The organism is Pseudomonas sp. Irchel s3h17 (assembly GCF_900187505.1).
Taxonomy (GTDB): Bacteria; Pseudomonadota; Gammaproteobacteria; order Pseudomonadales; family Pseudomonadaceae; genus Aquipseudomonas.
Window position 1 is genome coordinate 1 of sequence record NZ_FYDL01000015.1, and the last position, 23,257, is coordinate 23,257.

Annotated in this window: 14 protein-coding genes and 3 pseudogenes; 12 read left to right on the top strand and 5 right to left on the bottom strand. The window is 59.0% G+C overall.

Going from position 1 to position 23,257, the window contains the following annotated elements:
• Window positions 1-6,646, bottom strand: a 6,646-nt coding sequence (locus CKW25_RS20530; RefSeq protein ID WP_143497382.1) for a retention module-containing protein, incomplete at its 3' end; no start/stop codon positions are given.
• A 353-nt stretch (window positions 6,647-6,999) separates the two neighbouring features.
• Between CKW25_RS20530 and CKW25_RS20535 the strand changes: the two genes are divergently transcribed.
• From CKW25_RS20535 to CKW25_RS20545, 3 genes are read left to right on the top strand one after another with little or no spacing between them, the layout of a single operon-like run.
• Complete coding sequence (locus tag CKW25_RS20535) at window positions 7,000-8,352, top strand: TolC family outer membrane protein (protein ID WP_095082006.1); 1,353 nt, start codon at window positions 7,000-7,002, stop codon at window positions 8,350-8,352.
• 40 nt (window positions 8,353-8,392) lie between these two features.
• Window positions 8,393-10,546, top strand: a complete 2,154-nt coding sequence (locus tag CKW25_RS20540; protein ID WP_095082008.1) for a type I secretion system permease/ATPase — start codon at window positions 8,393-8,395, stop codon at window positions 10,544-10,546.
• A complete protein-coding gene (locus tag CKW25_RS20545) occupies window positions 10,536-11,903 on the top strand; it encodes an HlyD family type I secretion periplasmic adaptor subunit (RefSeq protein WP_095082015.1) in 1,368 nt (455 codons plus the stop codon). Before CKW25_RS20540 ends, CKW25_RS20545 begins: the two co-directional genes overlap by 11 nt.
• A 286-nt stretch (window positions 11,904-12,189) precedes the next feature.
• On the opposite strand, the gene CKW25_RS20550 is transcribed toward CKW25_RS20545, so the two are convergent.
• Entirely contained in the window at window positions 12,190-13,215 is a 1,026-nt protein-coding gene (locus CKW25_RS20550; RefSeq protein ID WP_172736587.1) for an RHS repeat-associated core domain-containing protein, read from the bottom strand.
• 132 nt (window positions 13,216-13,347) lie between these two features.
• Entirely contained in the window at window positions 13,348-14,277 is a 930-nt protein-coding gene (locus tag CKW25_RS20555; RefSeq protein WP_172736589.1) for an RHS repeat-associated core domain-containing protein, read from the bottom strand.
• An 86-nt stretch (window positions 14,278-14,363) separates the two neighbouring features.
• Between CKW25_RS20555 and CKW25_RS26360 the strand changes: the two genes are divergently transcribed.
• The 5 genes and pseudogenes from CKW25_RS26360 to CKW25_RS20575 all read left to right on the top strand — a co-directional run.
• Window positions 14,364-14,501, top strand: a complete 138-nt coding sequence (locus CKW25_RS26360; protein ID WP_143497384.1) for an energy transducer TonB — start codon at window positions 14,364-14,366, stop codon at window positions 14,499-14,501.
• 59 nt (window positions 14,502-14,560) lie between these two features.
• Entirely contained in the window at window positions 14,561-15,343 is a 783-nt protein-coding gene (locus tag CKW25_RS20560; RefSeq protein ID WP_095082021.1) for an efflux RND transporter periplasmic adaptor subunit, read from the top strand.
• Between the two features lie 33 nt (window positions 15,344-15,376).
• Window positions 15,377-15,676, top strand: a pseudogene (locus tag CKW25_RS20565) (adenylyl-sulfate kinase); the annotation flags it as partial.
• A gap of 17 nt (window positions 15,677-15,693) precedes the next feature.
• A pseudogene (locus CKW25_RS20570) lies at window positions 15,694-16,446 on the top strand (aspartyl/asparaginyl beta-hydroxylase domain-containing protein); the annotation flags it as partial.
• Between the two features lie 6 nt (window positions 16,447-16,452).
• Window positions 16,453-17,163, top strand: a pseudogene (locus CKW25_RS20575) (sulfotransferase family protein); the annotation flags it as partial.
• A 10-nt stretch (window positions 17,164-17,173) separates the two neighbouring features.
• On the opposite strand, the gene CKW25_RS20580 reads toward CKW25_RS20575, so the two are convergent.
• Window positions 17,174-17,932: a slipin family protein gene (locus CKW25_RS20580; protein WP_095082023.1), complete on the bottom strand. Its 759-nt coding sequence runs from the start codon at window positions 17,930-17,932 to the stop codon at window positions 17,174-17,176.
• A 2-nt stretch (window positions 17,933-17,934) separates the two neighbouring features.
• A complete protein-coding gene (locus CKW25_RS20585) occupies window positions 17,935-18,483 on the bottom strand; it encodes an NfeD family protein (protein WP_095082025.1) in 549 nt (182 codons plus the stop codon).
• Window positions 18,484-18,697: 214 nt separating this feature from the next.
• Between CKW25_RS20585 and CKW25_RS20590 the strand changes: the two genes are divergently transcribed.
• The 4 genes from CKW25_RS20590 to CKW25_RS20605 all read left to right on the top strand — a co-directional run bounded on the left by CKW25_RS20590 (window position 18,698) and on the right by CKW25_RS20605 (window position 22,644).
• Window positions 18,698-19,159: an aminoacyl-tRNA deacylase gene (locus tag CKW25_RS20590; protein WP_095082027.1), complete on the top strand. Its 462-nt coding sequence runs from the start codon at window positions 18,698-18,700 to the stop codon at window positions 19,157-19,159.
• A gap of 172 nt (window positions 19,160-19,331) precedes the next feature.
• Window positions 19,332-20,531, top strand: a complete 1,200-nt coding sequence (locus CKW25_RS20595) for an RHS repeat-associated core domain-containing protein (RefSeq protein WP_095082029.1) — start codon at window positions 19,332-19,334, stop codon at window positions 20,529-20,531.
• 292 nt (window positions 20,532-20,823) lie between these two features.
• Window positions 20,824-21,069, top strand: a complete 246-nt coding sequence (locus CKW25_RS20600; RefSeq protein ID WP_095082031.1) for a DUF2789 domain-containing protein — start codon at window positions 20,824-20,826, stop codon at window positions 21,067-21,069.
• Window positions 21,070-21,168: 99 nt separating this feature from the next.
• Window positions 21,169-22,644, top strand: a complete 1,476-nt coding sequence (locus CKW25_RS20605) for a Fic family protein (RefSeq protein WP_095082033.1) — start codon at window positions 21,169-21,171, stop codon at window positions 22,642-22,644.
• Window positions 22,645-23,257 lie beyond the last annotated feature (613 nt).

Here is a 23,257-nt window from a genome sequence, read left to right on the forward strand (position 1 = left end):
GGGCGCCCATTGGCAAGCCAGCGGCGTTGGTCAGGGTCACGGTGTAGGTGATCTGGCCGCCTTCGGTAACAGTGGTTTTATCCACAGTCAACGTAGCGACTACTTCAGTCACGGTATCGCCGATGGTGACGGTAGCCTTGTCGCCGAGCACCAGGTTTTCGAAGGACTTACCGTCGATTACAGCGTCAGTAACACCTACTTCGACGGTCTGACCATCTTTGTAGACGTCGTCGCCCTGAGCCTTGAGCTCGTATGGAGTTTCAGTGGTGCCGGCCTTGATCACGACGGTATCGCCGTTGCTCAGGGTCACGGTCAAGTCCTGTTTCAGGACTTGGTCGACCTTGACGGTGAACTTCGGTGCGGCGTCTTCCAGCACATCACCGTTGCTTTCGATGGTGACGGTGATCTTGTCGCCTTCGCCGGTCGGTTGATCGGTGACGGTGGTGGTGTATTCGTCCTGACCCAGGGTCAGTTGTTCAAACTGCTCGGCGCCAGAAACGCTTTCCAGCTTGTTGACGATAGCCGGCTGGCCGCCGGTGAAGATGTCGTCGTTGGCGGTAACGCTGGCAGTGCCGGAAGTACCGTTGGCCGGGATCTTGACCACGGTGCCGTCGGACAGGGTGAACTCCAGCGGGCCATGGGCGCCCATTGGCAAGCCAGCGGCGTTGGTCAGGGTCACGGTGTAGGTGATCTGGCCGCCTTCGGTAACAGTGGTTTTATCCACAGTCAACGTAGCGACTACTTCAGTCACGGTATCGCCGATGGTCACGGTGGCTTTGTCGCCGAGTACCAGGTTTTCGAAGGACTTGCCGTCGATTACAGCGTCAGTAACACCCACTTCGACGGTTTGGCCGTCTTTGTAGACGTCGTCGCCCTGAGCCTTGAGCTCGTACGGAGTTTCGGTGGTGCCGGCCTTGATCACGACGGTATCGCCGTTGCTCAGGGTGACGGTCAGGTCCTGTTTCAGGACCTGGTCGACCTTGACGGTGAACTTCGGTGCGGCGTTTTCCAGCACGTCGCCGTTGCTTTCGATGGTGACAATGATCTTGTCGCCTTCGTTGGCTGGGTCGGTTGGGTCACCCGAACCAGGCTCGTCGGTGACGACGGTGGTGTATTCGTCTTGGCCCAGGGTCAGTTGTTCAAACTGCTCGGCGCCGCTGACGGACTCCAGCTTGTTGACGATGGCCGGCTGGCCGCCGGTGAAGATGTCGTCGTTGGCGGTAACGCTGGCAGTGCCGGAAGTACCGTTGGCCGGGATCTTGACCACGGTGCCGTCGGACAGGGTGAACTCCAGCGGACCATGGGCGCCCATTGGCAAGCCAGCAGCGTTGGTCAGAGTCACGGTGTAAGTGATCTGGCCGCCTTCGGTGACAGTGGTTTTATCCACGGTCAGGGTGGCAGTGACTTCACTGATGGTGTCGCCGATGGTCACAGTAGCCTTGTCGCCGAGCACCAGGTTCTCGAAGGACTTGCCGTCGACCGTGGCGTTATCGATAGCGACTTCGACGGTCTGACCATCTTTGTAGATGTCATCGCCCTGAGCCTTGAGCTCGTACGGGGTCTCGGTGGTGCCGGCCTTGATCACGACGGTGTCGCCGTTGCTCAGGGTCACGGTCAGGTCCTGTTTCAGGACTTGGTCGACCTTGACGGTGAACTTCGGTGCGGCGTTTTCCAGCACGTCGCCGTTGCTTTCGATGGTGACGGTGATCTTGTCACCTTCGCCGGTCGGTTGGTCGGTGACGGTGGTGGTGTATTCGTCCTGGCCGAGGGTCAGCTTCTCGAACTGCTCCGCACCGGAAACGCTTTCCAGCTTGTTGACGATAGCCGGCTGGCCACCGGTGAAGATGTCATTGCTGGTGACGACCGTTGCGCTGCCGGTGGTGCTGTTGGCTGGCACGGTGATGGTGGTGCCATCACTGAGCTTGAAGGTCAGCTCGCCGTGGTTGCTCATTGGCAGGCCGGCGGCATTGGTCAGGGTCACGGTGTAGGTGACCGAACCGCCTTCGGTGACGGTGGTTTTATCCACAGTCAACGTAGCGACTACTTCAGTCACGGTATCGCCGATGGTCACGGCAGCCTTGTCGCCGAGCACCAGGTTTTCGAAGGACTTGCCGTCGACTGTGGCGTTATCGATGCCGACTTCGACGGTTTGGCCGTCTTTGTAGACGTCGTCGCCCTGAGCCTTGAGCTCGTACGGAGTCTCGGTGGTGCCGGCCTTGATCACGACGGTATCGCCGTTGCTCAGGGTCACGGTCAAGTCCTGTTTCAGGACTTGGTCGACCTTGACGGTGAACTTCGGTGCGGCGTCTTCCAGCACATCACCGTTGCTTTCGATGGTGACGGTGATCTTGTCGCCTTCGCCGGTCGGTTGATCGGTGACGGTGGTGGTGTATTCGTCCTGACCCAGGGTCAGTTGTTCAAACTGCTCGGCGCCAGAAACGCTTTCCAGCTTGTTGACGATAGCCGGCTGGCCGCCGGTGAAGATGTCGTCGTTGGCGGTAACGCTGGCAGTGCCGGAAGTACCGTTGGCCGGGATCTTGACCACGGTGCCGTCGGACAGGGTGAACTCCAGCGGGCCATGGGCGCCCATTGGCAGGCCGGCGGCGTTGGTCAGGGTCACGGTGTAGGTGACCGAACCGCCTTCGGTGACGGTGGTTTTATCCACAGTCAACGTAGCCACTACTTCAGTCACGGTATCGCCGATGGTCACGACAGCCTTGTCGCCGAGCACCAGGTTTTCGAAGGACTTGCCGTCGATTACAGCGTCAGTAACACCCACTTCGACGGTTTGGCCGTCTTTGTAGACGTCGTCGCCCTGAGCCTTGAGCTCGTACGGAGTTTCGGTGGTGCCGGCCTTGATCACGACGGTATCGCCGTTGCTCAGGGTGACGGTCAGGTCCTGTTTCAGGACCTGGTCGACCTTGACGGTGAACTTCGGTGCGGCGTTTTCCAGCACGTCGCCGTTGCTTTCGATGGTGACAATGATCTTGTCGCCTTCGTTGGCTGGGTCGGTTGGGTCACCCGAACCAGGCTCGTCGGTGACGACGGTGGTGTATTCGTCTTGGCCCAGGGTCAGTTGTTCAAACTGCTCGGCGCCGCTGACGGACTCCAGCTTGTTGACGATGGCCGGCTGGCCGCCGGTGAAGATGTCGTCGTTGGCGGTAACGCTGGCAGTGCCGGAAGTACCGTTGGCCGGGATCTTGACCATGGTGCCGTCGGACAGGGTGAACGCCAGCGGACCATGGGCGCCCATTGGCAAGCCAGCGGCGTTGGTCAGGGTCACGGTGTAGGTGATCTGGCCGCCTTCGGTAACAGTGGTTTTATCCACAGTCAACGTAGCGACTACTTCAGTCACGGTATCGCCGATGGTGACGGTAGCCTTGTCGCCGAGCACCAGGTTTTCGAAGGACTTACCGTCGATTACAGCGTCAGTAACACCCACTTCGACGGTTTGACCATCTTTGTAGACGTCGTCGCCCTGAGCCTTGAGCTCGTATGGAGTTTCAGTGGTGCCGGCCTTGATCACGACGGTGTCGCCGTTGCTCAGGGTCACGGTCAGGTCTTGCTTGAGGACTTGATCGACCTTGACGGTGAACTTCGGTGCCGCGTCTTCCAGCACGTTGCCGTTGCTTTCGATGGTGACGGTGATCTTGTCACCTTCGCCGGTCGGTTGGTCGGTGACGGTGGTGGTGTATTCGTCCTGGCCCAAGGTCAGTTGTTCAAACTGCTCGGCACCGCTGACGGACTCCAGCTTGTTGACGATAGCCGGCTGGCCACCGGTGAAGATGTCGTCGTTGGCAGTAACGCTGGCAGTGCCGGAAGTACCGTTGGCCGGGATCTTGACCACGGTGCCGTCGGACAGGGTGAACTCCAGCGGACCATGGGCGCCCATTGGCAAGCCAGCGGCGTTGGTCAGGGTCACGGTGTAGGTGATCTGGCCGCCTTCGGTAACAGTGGTTTTATCCACAGTCAACGTAGCGACTACTTCAGTCACGGTATCGCCGATGGTCACGGTGGCTTTGTCGCCGAGTACCAGGTTTTCGAAGGACTTGCCGTCGATTACAGCGTCAGTAACACCCACTTCGACGGTTTGACCATCTTTGTAGACGTCGTCGCCCTGAGCCTTGAGCTCGTACGGGGTCTCGGTGGTACCGGCCTTGATCACCACGGTGTCGCCATTGCTCAGGGTCACGGTCAGGTCCTGTTTCAGGACTTGGTCGACCTTGACGGTGAACTTCGGTGCCGCGTCTTCCAGCACGTTGCCATTGCTTTCGATGGTGACGGTGATCTTGTCGCCTTCGCCGGTCGGTTGGTCGGTGACCGTGGTGGTGTATTCGTCCTGGCCGAGGGTCAGCTTCTCGAACTGCTCGGCACCGCTGACGGATTCCAGCTTGTTGAGCAGCGAAGGCTGACCGCCAGTGAAAATGTCATTGCTGGTGACGACCGTTGCGCTGCCGGTAGTGCTGTTGGCTGGCACGGTGATGGTGGTGCCATCACTGAGCTTGAAGGTCAGCTCGCCGTGGTTGCTCATTGGCAGGCCAGCAGCGTTGGTCAGGGTCACGGTGTAGGTGACTGAACCGCCTTCGGTGACAGTGGTTTTATCCACAGTCAGGGTGGCGGTGACTTCGCTAATGGTGTCGCCGATGGTCACGGAGGCTTCGCCGCCAATCACCAGGTTCTCAAAGGTTTTACCGTCTACTATCGCATCGGCGATGCCCAGTTTGATGGTTTCGCCGTCTTTGTACACGTCATCGCCCTGAACGGGCAGGGTGTAGGTGGTTTCCGTAGCTCCGGCCGCAATAACCACGGTTTCACCGTTGCTCAGGGTCACGGTCAAGTCGTGGTCCAGCTTCTGATCGACCTTGATAGTGAAGGTCGGCGCAGCATTTTCCAGCACGTTGCCAGCGCTTTCGATAGTGACGGTGACGGCGTCGACGGAGTCGGTGATGGTGGTAACAGCGGGCGTGGTGTTTGGCACCAGGTTTTCGAAGTTGCCGCCCGTCGTACCCGCGATGGTGGTGCTGACGGTGCTGCCATTCACATAGACATCGTTGGCCGGGGTGTCGACCACCACGGAACCCGTGGTTTTACCGGCTTCGATGGTAATGACCGAGCCATTGCTCAAGGTCACGGTCATCGGCGTGCCGGCCGGGTTGGTCAGGGTCGCGGTGTAGGTGATCTGGCCGCCTTCGGTGATGCTGTCGGTGGCGGTCAGGGTCAGGCCGGTGTTATCCACCGAATCGGTGATGGTGGTAACCGCAGGCGTGGTGTTCGGCACCAGGTTTTCGAAGTTGCCACCGGTTGTGCCGGTAATGCTGGTGCTGACGGTGCTGCCATTCACATAGACATCGTTGGCCGGGGTGTCGACCACCACGGAACCCGTGGTTTTACCGGCTTCGATGGTAATGACCGAGCCGTTGCTCAAGGTCACGGTCATCGGCGTGCCAGCCGGATTGGTCAGGGTGGCGGTGTAGGTGATCTGGCCGCCTTCGGTGATGCTGTCGGTAGCGGTCAGGGTCAGGCCGGTGTTATCCATCGAATCGGTGATGGTGGTGACGGCAGGCGTGGTGTTCGGCACCAGGTTTTCGAAGTTGCCACCGGTAGCGTCGGTGATGGTGGTCGTGACCGTGCTGCCGTTGTTGTAGACGTCATTGATCGGGGTGTCGACGTTCACGGTGCCCGTGGTTTTACCGGCTTCGATGGTGATGACCGAGCCGTTGCTCAGGGTCACGGTGACCGGAGTTTGCGCCGGGTTGGTCAGGGTCGCGGTATAGGTGATCTGTCCGCCTTCCGTGATGGTCGGCGACGCGGTCAGGGTGACCGTGGTGGTATCAATGGTGTCGGTGACCTGGGTGACGGCAGGCGTCGGGTCGACGGTCAGCACCAGGCCGCCACCGCCCGTGGTGCCGGTGACGGTCACGGTAATTTGCGAAGGGTCGGTGTAGACGCTGTCGTTCGGTGCCAGTGGCACGTTGACGCTGCCGCTCACCTGCCCGGCAGGAATCACAATGATCGAGCCATTGGACAGGGTGATGGTCAGGTCGCTCAGTGGCGCCTGGGTCACGTTCGCGGTGTAGACCAGTACGCCGCCGGCTTCGGTGATGGTCGGCGTGGCGCTCAGTGTCAGGGTCGAGCCGCGCAGGGCGTTGTTGGCGCTGTTGTTCTCGGCACCGGTGGTGTTCTCGACAACGGCGGCATCAGAGCCGATGCCCGCGGTCGGGAAGCCAATGGTCGGGTCAACGCGGCCGGCGGTCTCGTCGAGCATCACGAAGCTGTGGCCGCCACCGGCCGCGCCACCTGAGCCTGCAGCGGACGGACCGGCGGCAGTGGCTTCGAGTTCGGTGGTCGGGTCGGCACCCGCGACGATCGCTTGTTGCAGTTCTTCCACCGACGGCGCGGCCTGCGCGGTGGCTTGCGCCAGGTCAGCGCTGGAATCCGGTGCGCTGCCACTCCATTGGGTATCACGACCCAGGTCCAGCAGGCGGCCGTCAGCCAACTCCAGGGTCACCGCACCTGCCAGGCCGGTATCCAGTTGATCGCCAACGAACAGTCGATCGCCCTCGATCAGTACACGTCTGATGCCCTCTGGGGACACCGCAAAAACTTGACCGACAATGCTTTTGACGATGGCAACAACACTGCTCATTGAGGACTCTCCGGTGTTCCGTTCAGTAGGCTTCCATAGGCCTGAAGGGCTTATGCCACTTCAGTCTGGACGTACTTTGAAAATAATAGACGTACAAATGACGCGCTTAATCGTCAATAATTTGGCTATGTTTTTTCGCGATTAACTTTATGCCAAACTATTGACCTTCTGGGTGCCATCCTAAACAATCGTCCCAGTAATGTCACATTGATATTTATGCGGCGACCTGTACTCCAGCGTGTGATCCAGTTCCGATTTTGAACTTTCCGACATACGGACATTCCGGTTGCCATTTTCCGTTACAGCACCCGACCTGCTGTGATCTGAGACAAGAAGTCCTGGGAAATTCTTTTATGCGTTCGCACCTGTTCAAGGCTCTACCTTTCGCCCTCGCCGCCAGTTTTGCACAAGCCCAAACCCTGCCCCAAGCCATGCAACAGGCACTGGATGTCCACCCGGAAATCCAGGCTGGGGTGAACAACCGCCTGGCGGCCGACTACCAGCTCAAGGCCGCTCAGGGTGGGTACCTGCCCAAGGTCGATCTGCTCGGTGGTTATGGTCGTGAAGGGACTGACAACACCACCACGCGTGCCGGTTCCGGTAGCAATGACTGGGAAACGTTGAACCGTGGTGAGTCGAATCTGCGCCTGCAACAAATGGTTTTTGACGGTTTTGCGACGTCCAGCGAAGTCGGGCGTCAACAAGCCACCGTCAACTCCCGCGCCTACTCGCTGCTGGGGACCTCCGAGCGCACCGCGCTGACCGTGGCCCAGGTGTACCTCGACGTACTGACCCGCCGTGAGTTCGTGCAATTGGCCGAGGACAATCTGCGTAACCACGAGCGCATCTTCGATCAGATCCGACTGCGCACCGAGCGCGGTGTAGGCCGTACCGCCGACCGCGACCAGGCAGAAGCCCGTCTGGCCCAGGCGCGCAACAACCTGATCACCGAACAGACCAACCTGGCCGATGCCCAGGTCAACTACCTGAGCGCCGTGGGCCAGATGCCGGACCAGTTGGAGCGTCCCGCGCCGTTTATGGCGATGCTGCCAGCCGATTTGAATGAAGCCCGCCAGCAGATGCTGGAAAACAGCCCGATCCTGCGCTCTGCCGAGTCGGACATCGTGGCGGCCGAGAAGCAGTACGACACGGCCAAATCGACCTTCTACCCACGTTTCGATGCGGAACTGGGGCGCTCCGCCGACAACGACATTGACGGCCAGAATGGCCACAGCAACGAGTGGCAGGCGATGCTGCGCATGCGTTTCAACCTGTATGCCGGTGGCAGCAACAAGGCGGACCTGGAGTCCAAGGCCTACCAGTCCAACCAGGCACTGGATATCCGCAACAATGCCCTGCGGGTGCTGAACGAAGAATTGGGCCTGGCCTGGAACGCCCAGAACAACGCCAACGCCCAAGTGCCGATCGCCCAGAAGTACGTGGACTACAGCACCAGTGTGCGTTCGGCCTACCAGCAGCAGTTCAGCCTCGGCGAGCGGACCTTGCTCGACTTGCTCGACAGTGAGAATGAATTGTTCAACGCTTCGCGCCGTTTGGCCGAAATCAAAAACATTCAGTTATTTACTCAGTATCGAATCAAGGCGACCATGGGCGAGTTGCTCAAGAGCCAGGGAGTGGTCGCACCGATGGCGTCCGTCGTGCAGAACGACGTGAAGCCCCAGGTCCAGCTACCTGGCATGAATTGAGCTTTATTTAATGTTCAATTGATAGCCAAGAGTATCGAGCGTGGAATCAGAAGCCAGTCGAGTTCATCTCAATCATGATCCACGCGCGGTGCACGACGATCCGTTGCTAGACGGATTATTGGCGCTCTGCATGTTGCACCAGAAACCTGCCAGTGCGGCCATGCTGACCACCGGTCTGCCATTGCCCAAGCAGCGCCTGAGCGTCGAGTTGCTGCCACGGGCGGCGGCTCGCGCCGGTCTGCAGGGGCGGGTGCTGCAACGCAAGCTGGACAAGATTCCGACGATTGCCCTGCCGGCGCTGTTACTGCTCAAGGACGACCGCAGTGCCGTGCTGCTGGGGTGGCAAGGTGACCAGGCGCGCCTGCTGCTCAGCGAAAGCGATGGCGGTGAAGTCCAGGTCAGCCGTGAGCTGCTGGAAGACGACTACATCGGACAAGCCTTCTTCGCCCAGCCTCAACATAAATTCGACGTGAACCACGGCACGCTGATCCCGCGTGCGCGTTCCTGGTTCCGCGACACCCTCAAGCGCTCGCGTTGGCTGTATGCCGACGCCATCGCTGCCAGTTTCCTGATCAACATCATCGCCATGGCCGCGCCGCTGTTCGTGATGAACGTCTACGACCGCGTCGTGCCCAACCAGGCTGAAGCTACCCTGTGGGTGCTGGCCATCGGTATCACCGGCGCCTACCTGTTCGACCTGATCCTCAAGAGCCTGCGCAGCCTGTGCCTGGACCTGGCCGGTAAAAAGACCGACCTGATCATCTCCGCCACGCTGTTCGAGCGGATTGTCGGCATGGCCATGAAGTACCGCCCCGCGCGGGTCGGCAGCTTTGCCCAGAACATCCATGAGTTCCAGAGCCTGCGCGATTTCCTGGCGTCGCTGACGCTCACCAGCCTGATCGACTTGCCGTTCACCTTGCTGATTTTCCTGGTGATCGCCTTGCTGGGCGGGCATCTGGTGTGGATCCCGATGCTGGCGTTCCCGCTTGCCTTGCTGATCGGCTATTACCTGCAAAAACCCTTGGTGGCGACCATGGAGCGCACCATGGCACTGGGTGCCGAGCGCCAGTCGAGCCTGATCGAAACCCTTGCCGGGCTGGATGCGGTCAAGGTCAACAACGCCGAGAGCGAACGGCAATACCAGTGGGAACAGACCATTGGCACCCTCAGCCGCCTCGAGCTGCGGGTCAAAATGCTCTCTGGCCTGTCGATGAACATCACCCTGCTGATCCAGCAACTGGCGGGGGTGATCATGATCGTCTTCGGCGTGTACCAGATCATTGCCGGCAACCTCAGCATGGGTGGCCTGATCGCGTGCTACATGCTCAGCGGCCGGGCACTCAGCCCGCTGGCGTCGCTGTCCGGTCTGCTGACCCGTTACCAGCAGGCGCGGGTCACCATGACGTCGGTCGACCAGATGATGGAGCTGCCGCAAGAGCGCAATTTCGAAGAGCGCCCGCTCAGTCGCCGGGTGCTGCAAGGCGGCATCGAGTGCCGTCAGCTGAACTTCACCTACCCGGGCCAACAGAACCCGGCACTCAAGAACATCAACCTGGTGATCAAGCCGGGCGAGAAGATCGGCATCATCGGCCGCAGTGGCTCGGGCAAGAGCTCGTTGGCCAAGCTGCTGGTCGGGCTCTATCAGCCCGATGACGGCGCGTTGCTGGTAGACGGTGTCGACATCCGCCAGATCGATGTCAGCGAGTTGCGCCACAACATCGGTTATGTGCCACAGGACATTCAATTACTCGCCGGTACGTTGCGCGACAACCTGGTGTCCGGTGCGCGCTACATGGAAGACGAGCTCGTGCTGCAGGCCGCTGAACTGGCGGGCGTGCACGAATTCGCCCGGTTGCACCCCCAGGGTTATGAGCTGCAAGTCGGCGAGCGCGGGCAAAACCTCTCGGGCGGTCAGCGGCAGAACGTCGCCCTGGCCCGTGCACTGCTGCTCAACCCACCCATCCTGTTGCTCGATGAGCCAACCAGCGCCATGGACAACACCGGTGAAGAGCGCTTGAAGCAACGCCTGCAAGCCGTGGTCGAGAACAAGACCGTGGTGCTGGTCACGCACCGGGCATCGTTGCTGTCGCTGGTCGATCGGTTGCTGGTGATCGACAGAGGGCAAATTCTGGCCGATGGTCCAAAAGCCGTGGTGATGGAAGCGTTGAAGAAGGGGCAGATCAGTGTTGCTTAAGTCCGGGGTGAAAGACTCGATCCGTCGTTACTTCAAGGGTAGCGATTCGCTGCACGGCCAGCCCCTGCCCGAGGTCAACAAAGCGTTGATCGAAGACGCCCCACGGGTGGTGCGACTGACCATCTGGGCCATTATCGGTTTTTTCCTGTTCCTGCTGCTGTGGGCCAACTTTGCGGTGATCGATGAAGTCACCAAGGGCGACGGCAAGGCGATCCCATCGTCCAAGCTGCAAAAAATCCAGAACCTTGAAGGGGGCATCGTCGCCGAACTCTTTGTGCGCGAAGGGCAGATCGTCGAGGCCGGTGCGCCGCTGATTCGCCTGGATGACACGCGATTTGTATCCAACGTCGGCGAAACCGAAGCCGACCGCCTGTCCATGCTGCTGCGCGTGGAGCGTTTGAGCGCGGAAGTCGACAACCGCCCGTTGGCGTTCCCGGATGACGTGATGAAAGCTGTGCCCGTCCAGGCGGCCAGCGAAGAGTCCTTGTACATCAGCCGTCGCCAGCAATTGCATGACGAAATCGGCGGGTTGCAGGAACAACTGATCCAGCGCCAGCAAGAACTACGCGAATTCACCTCCAAGCAGGCGCAGTACCGCCAGGCCCTGGGCTTGCAGCGCCAGGAAATCAACATGTCCGAGCCGCTGGTGGCTCAGGGTGCGGTGTCTCCCGTGGAGGTGCTGCGACTCAAGCGCGCCGAGGTCGAAACCCGTGGCCAGTTGGACGCCACGACCCTGGCCATCCCTCGTGCCGAGTCGGCGATCAAGGAAGTACAACGCAAGATCGACGAGACGCGCGGCAAGTTCCGCAGTGAAGCGCTGACCCAGCTCAACGAAGCGCGCACCGACCTGAACAAGGCCCAGGCAACCGGCAAGGCGCTGGAGGACCGGGTCAGCCGTACCCTGGTGACCTCGCCGGTACGGGGCATCGTCAAGCAACTGCTGGTCAATACCATCGGTGGCGTGATCCAGCCGGGCAGCGACATGGTCGAGATCGTCCCGCTGGACGACACCCTGCTGGTGGAGGCGAAGATCCGTCCGCAAGACATCGCCTTCCTGCACCCGGGCCAGGAAGCCATCGTCAAGTTCACCGCCTATGACTACACCGTGTATGGCGGCCTGAAGGCCAAGCTGGAACAGATCGGCGCCGACACCATCACCGACGAAGACAAGAAAACCACCTACTACATGATCACCCTGCGCACCGACCGCAGCCACCTGGGCACCGATGAAAAGCCCTTGCTGATCATTCCCGGCATGGTGGCCTCGGTGGACATCATCACCGGCAAGAAAAGCATCCTCAGCTACCTGCTCAAGCCGATCATCAAGGCCCGGGCGGAGGCGTTGCACGAGCGGTAGTTCTCGGTTGTGGCTTCTAGTCTCTCGCGAGCAAGCCCGCACACATTGGTTCGTGTCGACCACATATTCAATGTGTGGGCTTGCCCGCGAAGGCGGCCTCAAAAATGCTGTACTTCGTTCAGAATCGCAACGAGCGGTAAACCGACAAGGTATTTGCCGGGTAGGCGGTGGTGATTTTGATCGGGTTGGTGGCGGCGAATCCGGTATTTGATTGTTGGCGCGGGTGACAGCGAGGTGCTGGGGATGCAGCGGTGAGCTGGACTCACCGCGCTGGTTTGGAAAGCGTCTAACGCCTCTCTCTCAATACTTGTTGAACATCCGCTAAGTTTGCTGTCCCTCTGGCTTGATTTTGTGGTGCCGCTCTCAGGGCAGCAACATTTATACCAAAGTTTCCTTGTTGTACTTGTTGCGCGGGCGGTGGTGTTGGATGGGGTAAAGCAAGAGTCAAATTTTCGTACGGACTACTTATGGCCATGTGGTTAACCACATAGTTTGCAGGCGTCTGCGATGCAGCAAAAGTATCAGCATTCCAGTGCTTCATCCCAGACCCAGACGTTGCCTCAGCAAAAGACGGTAGCGATCCAGATCTAGTTGGTCGTCCAGTGCTGCTAGCGGCCTGGCGATGTGCAACGGCTGAATGAGATCCCTGCGAACTGGGGCTCACTCGCCAAGTGGTTAATGGCACGTTAGATGGCGTAGTCCCCCACTTCATCCCGTGAGTACTGTCATCTCCTTTTGACGGATAGTCACCTATCATTCTGACCCTGACTCTCGGTCTGACGAGATCAATACCTACACCGAGAATAGCTGACAGATCATTTGAACTCTCAAATGTCCGACTTTGTTGCAGACTGCGTGCGGCATTAGCGGCGGAACGAAAGTTTACTTTTATGGGTGATGGATCTGCCCGATAACCGGGTAGGTGGAACCAGTTAGAAAACTTGAATGCATGCCCCGTCGGATCCGACCGATTCACCGGATCCCCCACGCAATACATATACGGATTCAACCCCCCACTGCCAAACGGGCTCCAACTGTCCGGACTGTGGAAACGCATCAGTCGCGGGTTGTAGGCGCGGTAGCCGTTGCCCAGTAAATACCAGCCGATCTGCAGCTCGCGCAATTGACCATTGAAGCCCAATCGCGTCACGACGTCCTGTTGCGCGGACTGCTCGCCGTAGGCGGAATAAGCGATGGCGTTGGTCTTGCCGTTTGTGACTTCAGCGATGATCGACTGGCTGTTGTCGGATGCCAGCAACACAGTGCGTTGCCAGCAAGGGTTCTGCTGATCAATAGGGCTGGATGAGCTCATGAGCGGGCCTTTGCGGTGGATAGGACCAAGCGGAGTGCGCATTTCCAGTGTTACGCACCGACCTCATTTTGAGAACTAGCAGAACTGCTAGGTGGGCTGGTGTTGAGAGAGTAGTGAAGTAAAAGGCCACTTTTACTCACGAATAGCGTCGTGACGCCGCTGAAGCTCTGAAAATCCAGAGAAAGAGCTTCCGTTACTACCGCTACCGGCGAAACCAGACTCGTCGCTGGAAGCAATACTTAAGCTGCTGATGGTGCTGTAAGAGCTAATGCTGGCAGAGCTGGAGCTGTTGCTATTGGTAGAGCCCATACTGGAGCTGGACGGTCTGCGAGAGCTGTTAGCCGTTGAACTTGTTCGTGGGTACTGCTCAGCGGTGGTCGCCGAGGCGGAGTGGTCCATGGTTGTGTTGTGGGGGGTATTTCGCTGATTCCGACTGGCTGTTTTTTCTTTACGATTCCCTGCCCGCCCACCACTTTTTAGCGGATAAATGCGACGGTTTTTTTCTATGCTGTGAATGACACCGCCCATAGCATCCAATACTCCCTCCTTATTCGGTGTCCCTTGCGGCAGATCCTTCTGTAGCGTGCGCATAGCGGAAGCGGCCCGCTCAATGGTCACAGGATTGATGATTACTGGATCGGGGACATAGTTCGGCGAATGGAACTCGGCCCGCAATCTGGCGAATTTGCCAACCAAAGGCCAAGGCCGCTTGATATGCCCCGTCGGATCCGAATTCATCACCGGCTCACCCGCGCAGTACATATACAGATTTAACCCACCTCTCCCAAAAGGACTCCAACTGTCCGGGCTATGAAAACGCATCAACCGCGGGTTGTAAGCGCGGTAGCCGTTACCCAGCAGATACCAACCGATCCGCGCCTCGCGCAGTTGACCGTTGAAGCCCAATCGTGTCGCGACGTCCTGTTGCGCGGACTGCTCGCCGTAGGCGGTATAAGCGATGGTGTTGGTCTCGCCGTCTGCGACTTCAGCGATGATCGACTGGTTACTGTCGGACGCCAGCAACACAGTGCGTTGCCAGATCGGGTCTCGGGACGTGCTCATGTGGATAGGGCCGAAGTGTATGCGGGTTCTTAGTGTTACGCGCCTGGCCCCACGTTGAGAACTAGCAGAACTGCTAGGGGGCATACATGCCCAAGCCCAAGTACCCACCGGAACGGGTCAATGAGACGGGCAAGGTGCGGGTCAGCCTGAACATTCATAACGACGGCTCGATCAGTGATATGAAAGTGCTGAGAGCCAGCCGCGAGGCATTGGGTGATGGCTAATTGCTTGACGCTTGTCGGGGCTGTCGTAGACTCCGGTCATCCGTCAGGGAGTTACGGTTATGCGGCGTTTGAGTGGTTGGGTCTTCGGATTGACTGTTGTGACGTGCATGGCTCAGGCGCAAACGCCCGAACCTGATGATCCATTGTTGGATAACCCGACGTCCGTCGCTCCCGCCGCGACCGGCAGTGAGGCCCGTGGTGTCTTGCGGGCCCGCGATCAAGCGGTACTGGCCAGTGAACTGCCCGGCAGGATTGTCGAGTTGCCATTCAGTGAAGGCGAAACCTTCAAGAAGGGCGACACCCTGGCGCGTTTCGACTGCACCGCTTTCCAGGCCCAGCTCAATGCCGCACAGGCCGCCAGCCGGGGGGCCGGCGAAGAGTTGGCCCACAACAAGCAACTGGCCGCGCTGAACTCGGTCGGACGTTTCGAAGTGGCGCGGGCCCAGGCCAGGCTCAGCGAGACTCAGGCGCAATCTCAGGTGTATCAGATTCAGGTCAAGCGTTGCGCCGTGGTAGCACCGTTTGATGGCCAGGTGGTCGAGCGCAAGGTCCAGCGCTATGAAAGCGTGGCCGCCGGCACGCCATTGCTGGATATCGTCGATAACCGCAGCCTGGAAATCCACTTGCTGGTGCCTTCGCGCTGGATGGGCAAGCTCAAGCCCGGACAGACCTTCCACTTCACACCCGATGAAACCGGTCAGCCTCTCGATGCCACGGTCAAGCGCCTGGGGGCGCGGATCGATGAGGGCAGCCAGACGCTGTTGCTGGTCGCAACGCTGCCCAATGCCAACGGCTTGCTCGCCGGCATGAGCGGCACGGCCCGCTTTGCGGAGTTCAAGTGAACGCACCGGCCGGCGGTGGCGCCGAGCAGGTCTTTGCACGGTTCCCTGCTGGCACCGGTGGCCAGCGTCGGTCGGGCTCAGTACGAAAGCCGTCACGGCCATCGCGGCGTGGCGATCCTGCTCACCGGTTTGCCGGCGGCGGGCAAGTCGACCCTGGCGCAGGCGCTGCATGCCGCGTTGTTCGAGCGCGGTGCACGCAGCCTGGTGCTAGACGGCGATGCGCTGCGGGTCGGGCTCAATCGTGACCTGGGGTTTACCGACCAGGACCGTCAGGAAAACATTCGCCGCGCCAGCGAGCTGGCGGCGTTGTTGGTGGCGAACGGGCAGATAGTGCACGGTCTGCCAGAGCGATGACTCGGCCGGCGTTTTCCCGACTGCCGGTGCCGGTACCTCTGCCGTTGCTGTTGCAGGCGTTGGCGCAGATCAGGGACAGCGACTGGCATCGCCATTTCAACCACGACTATTACCGTGGCGAGTGGAGCGGCGTAGCGCTGGTTTCTGCGGTTGATGCGCTGACCGAGCTGTCCCCCGGTCGCGGCGAGCCACGGCTGCGGGCGCCGTGGTTGCGCGATGATCGCTGGCGACAGGCGTTGCTGGGCTTGCCGCTGGAGATCGTCTCGGCCAGGTTGTTGAGACTGGGGCCGGGCAGTCGCATTCACGAGCACCGCGACTACGATCTTGAGGGGCCAGAAGCTGATTTGCGCCTGCACATTCCGTTGCTCAGCCCTCCCAACGTCGACTTTCTGCTCGACGGTTTACGAATTCCGATGACTGCCGGTGAGTGCTGGTTTCTCGACCTGTCGCGGCCCCACAGCGTCGACAATCGCGACAGTCGGGAGCGGGTGCATCTGGTGATCGACTGTCGGCCCAGTGCCTGGCTGGAACACGCGATCATCGAGGGGGCGGCAACCACGCCGGAGCCTGGCGTCGGCCACGCGGCGCAAGCGCTGGCACAGTTTCGACGGTTGTTGGAGAGCGATCCGCAGCTTTGCCAGACCTTGCAACGCGTGACCGACCGCGAAGCCTTTATCGCCACCACCCTGACCCTGGCCGCCGAGCGTCGCCTGACGTTTTCCCGTGAAGAGCTGCAGGCCGCGATGCGTCATTTGATTTTTCACGCCTCACGCTGCGGATCGACACTGATCAGCCAGATGCTTGCGCACCTGGACAATCACCTCGTCATTTCTGAACCACCGCCACTGGATACCCTGCTGCGCAGCACATTGCCGGCATCAGAGCGCAGCGCGGCCATTCGCGGATTGCTTTCGGCCTACGGCCAGCCACGTCGAGGGGTGGAGCAACGATTGGTGATCAAACTGGATGCCTGGAACATCGCAGAACTGGCGTTGGTTCGCGAATGTTTTCCCGACACGCCCTGGATGTTTGTGTACCGCGAGCCGCTGGAAATCGCCGTCTCCCACCTGCGTCGCCCGGGCATGCACATGGTGCCGGGGCTGATCGGTGCCAGTGCATTGGACGATGGCGTGCCGTTCGCCGGGCGAGAAGACTTCATCGCTCGGCGCCTGGGTCGGCTATTGCAATGGGCGGTTGAGCACTGCCGCGAGTTTGCCGGGTTGGCCGTGAATTACAGTGAGTTACCGGAGGCTATGGACGGACGTTTGGCTGAGTTCTTTGCGCTGAACGCCGCGCAGCGGGTCCAGGTGTTCAGCAACGTGAACCGGCACGCAAAACAACCGACCGAGAGGTTCGTGGCCGACGTCGCAGGCAAGCAGCGAGAAGCCTCGCAGCTGCTCAGAGAGTGCGTGGAATGTTGGGCGCGAGCGCCTTACGAGGCGTTGGAACAATGGCGCGGTCGATGAGTGAAGCCCCTCAACTCTTCGGCGACAAATCAGCCATGCCCTTGAGCAATTCGATAGGGAGCGGAAAGACAATGGTCGAGCTCTTGTCCCCGGCAATCGAACTCAGGGTCTGCATGTAGCGCAATTGCATGGCGCCCGGCTGGCGACCGAGCATTTCGGCAGCCTGCATGAGTTTTTCCGAGGCCTGCAATTCGCCTTCGGCGTGGATCACCTTGGCCCGCCGTTCCCGTTCGGCTTCGGCCTGGCGGGCGATGGCGCGGATCATTGATTCATTGAGGTCGACATGCTTGATCTCGACGTTCGCCACCTTGATGCCCCAGGCGTCGGTTTGTGCATCCAGTACCTGCTGAATGTCGATGTTCAGCCGTTCGCGCTCGGCCAGCAGTTCGTCCAGCTCATGCTTACCCAGCACGGCGCGCAGTGTGGTTTGCGCCAATTGGCTGGTGGCCATGAGAAAACTCTCGACCTGGATGATCGCCTTTTGCGGGTCGAGCACGCGGAAGTACAGCACCGCGTTGACCTTCACCGAGACGTTGTCGCGGGTGATCACGTCTTGCGGTGGCACGTCCAGCACCACGGTGCGCAGATCGACCCGCACCATTTGCTGCACCACCGGAATCAACAGGATCAGCCCCGGGCCCTTGACCTGCCAGAAGCGCCCGAGCTGGAACACCACCGCACGTTCGTATTCGCGCAGGATGCGAAAGGTCGATGATGCCAGTGCAATCACCAACAGCAACAGCGCGGCAAAACCCAACTGCAGACCCATGATCATTCTCCCTGCGGCGCCGCGTCAGCCGCGGCCACTTCCAGCATCAGACCTCTGCGCGCCACCACCCGCACCGGTTGGCCGGATTGCAGCGGTGTCGTGCTGAGCACCTGCCACTGTTCGCCCTGCAAGTGCACCCAGCCGCGACAGGCGTTGTCGGCCTGGATCGAGGTGATGGGGGTCACACTGCCCAGCAACCCGGCATCACCGCTGACGGCGTGTTTCGGTCGGGTTCTCAACGCGTGGATCAGTAGTGCGATCAACAGCACGGTGCTGACCAGCGCCAGGCCGATCAGCAGTGGGGCGGGCGGACTGAAGCCCGGGCGGTCGGCGTTCATCAGGATCACTGAGCCGACCACGAACGTGAGGATGCCCCCCAGTCCGATCACGCCATAGCTGGGCAGCATCGCCTCGGCCAGCAAAAAGGCGATCCCCAGCATGATCAGCCATGCCCCGATGGCATTGGGATTGAAAATAATCACCGCGTCGGCCGCCGACACCGGCCCGCTCAAACCCAGCAGCAGCGCGAAGACACACCAGCGACTGTTCACTTGACCCTCCGGGAGAGCCGTCCGTCAACGAGCCTTTCTGTAGCCCTGCTTATAGTCTAGTTGAGGCTGGATCGACTGATTTTTGATCACGTTCTGGCGGCATCCAGTGGGCAGATTTATTCCCGGGTTCTGGCATGGGGCCTAGACTTTGTAGTGAGAACAACGCGCTTTAACCATCGTCCGCCAACGCTTGCGACGGACACCGAGGTGCATCATGCGTATGGCAAGAACCGTGCAGCGCAGCCTGGAAGAGGCGCACTGCGAATTTGACGTGGTCACTCACCCCCATTCGGCCAGCAGCCTGGAAACCGCCAGGGTGGCAGGCATTCCCGCGGAGCGCGTGGCCAAGTCGGTGATCCTGGATGACCACCATGGTCACTACCTGATGGCGGTGCTGCCGGCCAGCCGGCATCTGGACCTGAGCAAAGTACGTGGCAGCGGTGAATGGCAGGTGACTCGCGAAAGCACCCTAGCCCATCTGTTCAACGACTGCGAACGCGGCGCTGTTCCGGCGTTGGGTGAATCCTATGGCCTGGACATGGTCATCGACCCATTGCTGACCCGCCAGAAAGAGATCTACGTGGAAGCCGGCAACCACAATAACCTGGTGCACATGAGCATGGACCAGTACCTGAAAATGGTGCCCCATGCCGAGGTGTGTGAACTGAGTCATTAGCTCATTTTGCGTGTGTGTTGCGCTGCCCACTTCGCTGACGTGTCTGCGAAGAAGGCAGCGCAATATTCACAGCCACCCCAGTAATCATCCTCACCTGGCAGTTCTGCTAGTACTCGCTGCTGATAAATCGGCTGATACTCAAGGCCCCAGTCCTTGAAAGCACGGAGCGCATATGTCTTTCTCACAGTCGACCTTGCTCTGCCACTATCGCTATGATCCTCTGGATCGCTTGATCAATCACACTCAACCGCAGACACCCTCGCTTCAACGTTTTTACCGCAAAAGCCTCTTGGCCACGGAAATACAGGGGGCAATGCAGTACTCGATTGTCCAGCACGGTAACCAGTTACTGGCACAACAGCAGCGCGTGGCCGATGAGGTCGGCACCACCACATTGTTGGCCGCTGATCAGCAACGCTCGGTATTGCACACTCTCGAGGTGAACAATCAAAAGCGGTCCATTGCGTACTCACCCTACGGTCATCGCCACGCTGAAAGCGGGTTGCTCAGCTTGCTGGGATTCAACGGCGAACGGCCTGACCCGGTAACCGGGCACTACTTGTTGGGGAATGGCTATCGGGCGTTTAACCCAGTCTTGATGCGATTTAATAGCCCGGACAGTTGGAGTCCGTTTGGGGATGGTGGGTTGAATGGTTATGCGTATTGCTTGGGGAATCCGGTTTTGAGGACAGATCCAACGGGGCACGCGCTCTTGCTGCCGTTACCCAGATTCAGTCAGTCGATCTCGGTAGGCAATGTAAAACACAACCTTGTGGGCTTTCATGTCGGACAAAAGCAATCTATTAAGTCTCTTGAGAGTGGACAACGCTATGCTTCACCTTTTATGCATAAAGACGGAGCGCCGCTCGGGGAAGGTCTCTATTATGCAAGTGAGTCGGCTGCAGGTGCGTTTTATAATCGGGCAGTAAAGTCCGCCTCAAGTGGAGGTGGCAATCCAACAATTTTTGGTGTTTATAAAAATTCCGAGAAGAATGTTCAAACAGTAGAATATGGATATGATAATTATCACCATGCAAAGAAGTACCAAGATGGGGTAGCGCAGCTTGAAAACACTGGTCGAATACCAAGTGGTAATTTTGACGATTTCGCTTTTGGATACTTGCAGGACGGTCGCCCGGGAGGAGCAGGTGGAGTTGCAGTGGCACGTGCACGCCCGCCATCTCCTCCTTCTCCTCCTCCCGCCGGACAGGCCAGCAGAGCTAGCCATTCTGACGGAGCGTCGATGGCTGCTTCAGGTTTACTTGCTTTGAGAATAGCGGGTCTGGCCGTCCCCGCTGTCTCCGCGCGCGCAGTAAGAGACGTACGCAATACAATACGTACACGAAGGGCGAATCTTTTTGATGGTGACTAAGAGGGATGTGTATTAGTTTTAAAGCTGGTAGGGCGAGTGTATACGAGGTATCGTGCGATGCTGAGTCTGTGATAGTACATTGGTGTAATACTGTATCGAAAAGGTCCGGTGCTGAACTCAGCGTTGTGTGGTGCTCATGGCTTGACCCGTCTGACCATTAATCGGTTGCTCGGCCAGCGTGAATCACCCGAATCGGCGCGAAGCAGAGTCTTGTCATAGACTGTATTATCGTTCTTCACTGGCCTGCCAGTTGGGACGGTGATCGTTAGCGTAATCTCCAAGGAGTCCAGCCATGGAATCACCGACGCATACCCTGCCTAACCTGTTCAAACAGCTCGGCCTGCCCGACGATGCGCAAAGCATCGACCAATTCATCGCCACCCATTCCCCGTTGAAACCTGAACTGCACCTGGCGGACGCCTTCTTCTGGAGCAAGAGCCAGGCAGATTTTTTGCGCGACGAAATCCTCGATGACGCCGATTGGGCGGAGGTGGTGGATCAACTGGATGTGCTGCTCCGGAAGGGGCGAGGGGTGTAAAAATCTGCGGAAAAGCGGGAATTCGTGCAAAAAACTGATGAGCGTTGCAAAAAACTGGGCTTTAATCGGATTTCTGAACTTTTTCTGTGGACTCGCCCGATGCCCGTAGTTGGATACGCCTACCTGCATGATGCCTTAAGACTCAAAGCCATTGCACCGAAGCGCGTGGCGATGGTCAAGCCCGTCACCCGCGTATCCATGATCGGGGATTGCCTGGCCGTACCACAGTCAGTGGCACCTACAGGCAACTCGACCCTTGAGCACATTTTTTTTGCGCTCAAACACGAAGGTATCAACCTCAGCATTCTGGCCCAGGCACTTGAATCCGTGCCTGCTGAAGAGCTGCTCGAGGAATTGGACAAGGCCCCGAACGGCGTATTCGTTCGAAAAGCCTGCTATCTCTGGGAAGGTTTAACCAACCAGCGACTCGACTACGAAGCGTCAGTTAATAGCCGATTCTTACCGCTGTTTGATCCAGAGCGGTACATCACTGGCCCTACGGTTAGAAATACCCGATGGCGTATCGAGTTTAATGGCCTCGGCTCCCTTCGCTACTGTGCCACGGTGGAGCGGACGTCCGAACTCGAAGCCCTGCTCAGCCTCGACATCCTCGGCCGGGCCAAAACCTTTATGGCGACATTGCCAGCGGAAATGATGGATCGCGCCATCAACTGGGCGTATCTCCACGAAACCCGTGATTCCTTTGCTATCGAGAAAGAAGAACCCAGCGAAGAAAAGTCCCGGCGCTTCGTTCAACTGCTGCGTCAGGCCCATGACGGTCGCGAGTTGAGCGAAGAGTATCTGGTAGAGTTGCAGAACAGCACAGTCTCCAACCCTTTCGACAAAGCCGCTCTGTTCCGCCATGAACAAAACCACCTGCATAACGGTCTGCGCGGCGCTTCTGGGGTAAGCTATATCCCCCCCGAGCCGGACCTGTGCCGTGAGTTGATGGATGAACTGATGAGGTTTGCCAATCAGTCTTCGCGGAAGGTTGATTCACTGGTGGCCGCCGCCGTAACTGCATTTGGTTTCGTCTTTCTCCATCCCTTCATGGACGGCAATGGCCGGCTTTCACGCTTTCTGATCCACCAGACCCTGTGTCATTCCGGCGCTCTGGAAAACGGCCTGCTTCTGCCGGTTTCCGTGGCGATGAAACACGAAGAGTCAAATTATTTGGCGGCCCTCAAGGAATTTTCGCAACCCGCTCGCGATTTCTGGAATGTCACTTGGCTGGATGCCGAGCAAATGGCGTTTGAGTTCATTGGCCATCCCTCGATCTACCGCTTCTGGGACGCCACCCGCTGCGTCGAGTTCACCCTGCAAATGGCTCGCCGCGCCCTTGAAGTCGAACTGCGTGAAGAAACCGATTTCCTCGACCGCTACGACCGCATCGTCAAAGCCGTGAACCAACGTTACGACGTACGCGGCAGCGATCTGTCGAAGCTGGTGATGATGTGCCTGGACAACGAGGGCAAGGTTTCCAGACATCGGCGCAAGCAGTTCCAGTACAGCGTGCCGGAGGCGGTGTTTGAATTTATTGAGGCCGAGGCGGGGCGACTGCTGGCCGATGCATGAAGTGCCCCTAGACCCCGGGGAAACGTCTGGCGCCCGCCCGCTTGGTTGCGAACCCTGACCCCCTATAGTTCGCCATGTCGTCGCATATCGGCGACAGGATTTGGCGAACGATAACAGTGCTCAGGCGCCATTCTCTGCGCGATTTGTGGGAACGACTCTTTGCTCAGTTTTCTGCTATCAGAGCGGTTTCAGCCCGCCGAGCGCCGAATTCAGCTTCGACTTCATCATTTCTCCGACCTGTTCCATTTCGCACCGAGCTACGGGCTGCGTCGATTTTTCTTTGCAGAAAGTCGCGGTACGGCGTGCAATGTTGTTCAGTTAAGAAACGCTTAAAGCGAGTAAAAGCCCCCGTGGCGAGCGAGCTTGCTCGCGCTGGGGCGTGAAGCGCCCCCAACAAAGCGACTGCGGCCTTTCAGAACGAACTCGGCGATAGTTTTTGGGGCTGCTGTGCAGCCCAGCGCGAGCAACGGGGGATGTATTGAGCCCCCCTATCTTTAACTGAACAGTATTGTGGTACTGCGTGGCGTTTGCCGGGGTGTGGCTATGCTCATCTTTTGAGTCGGGGCGCTCAGTCATCGTTGATGCCTTCTTTGCGTGGGTGAAATCCTGCAAA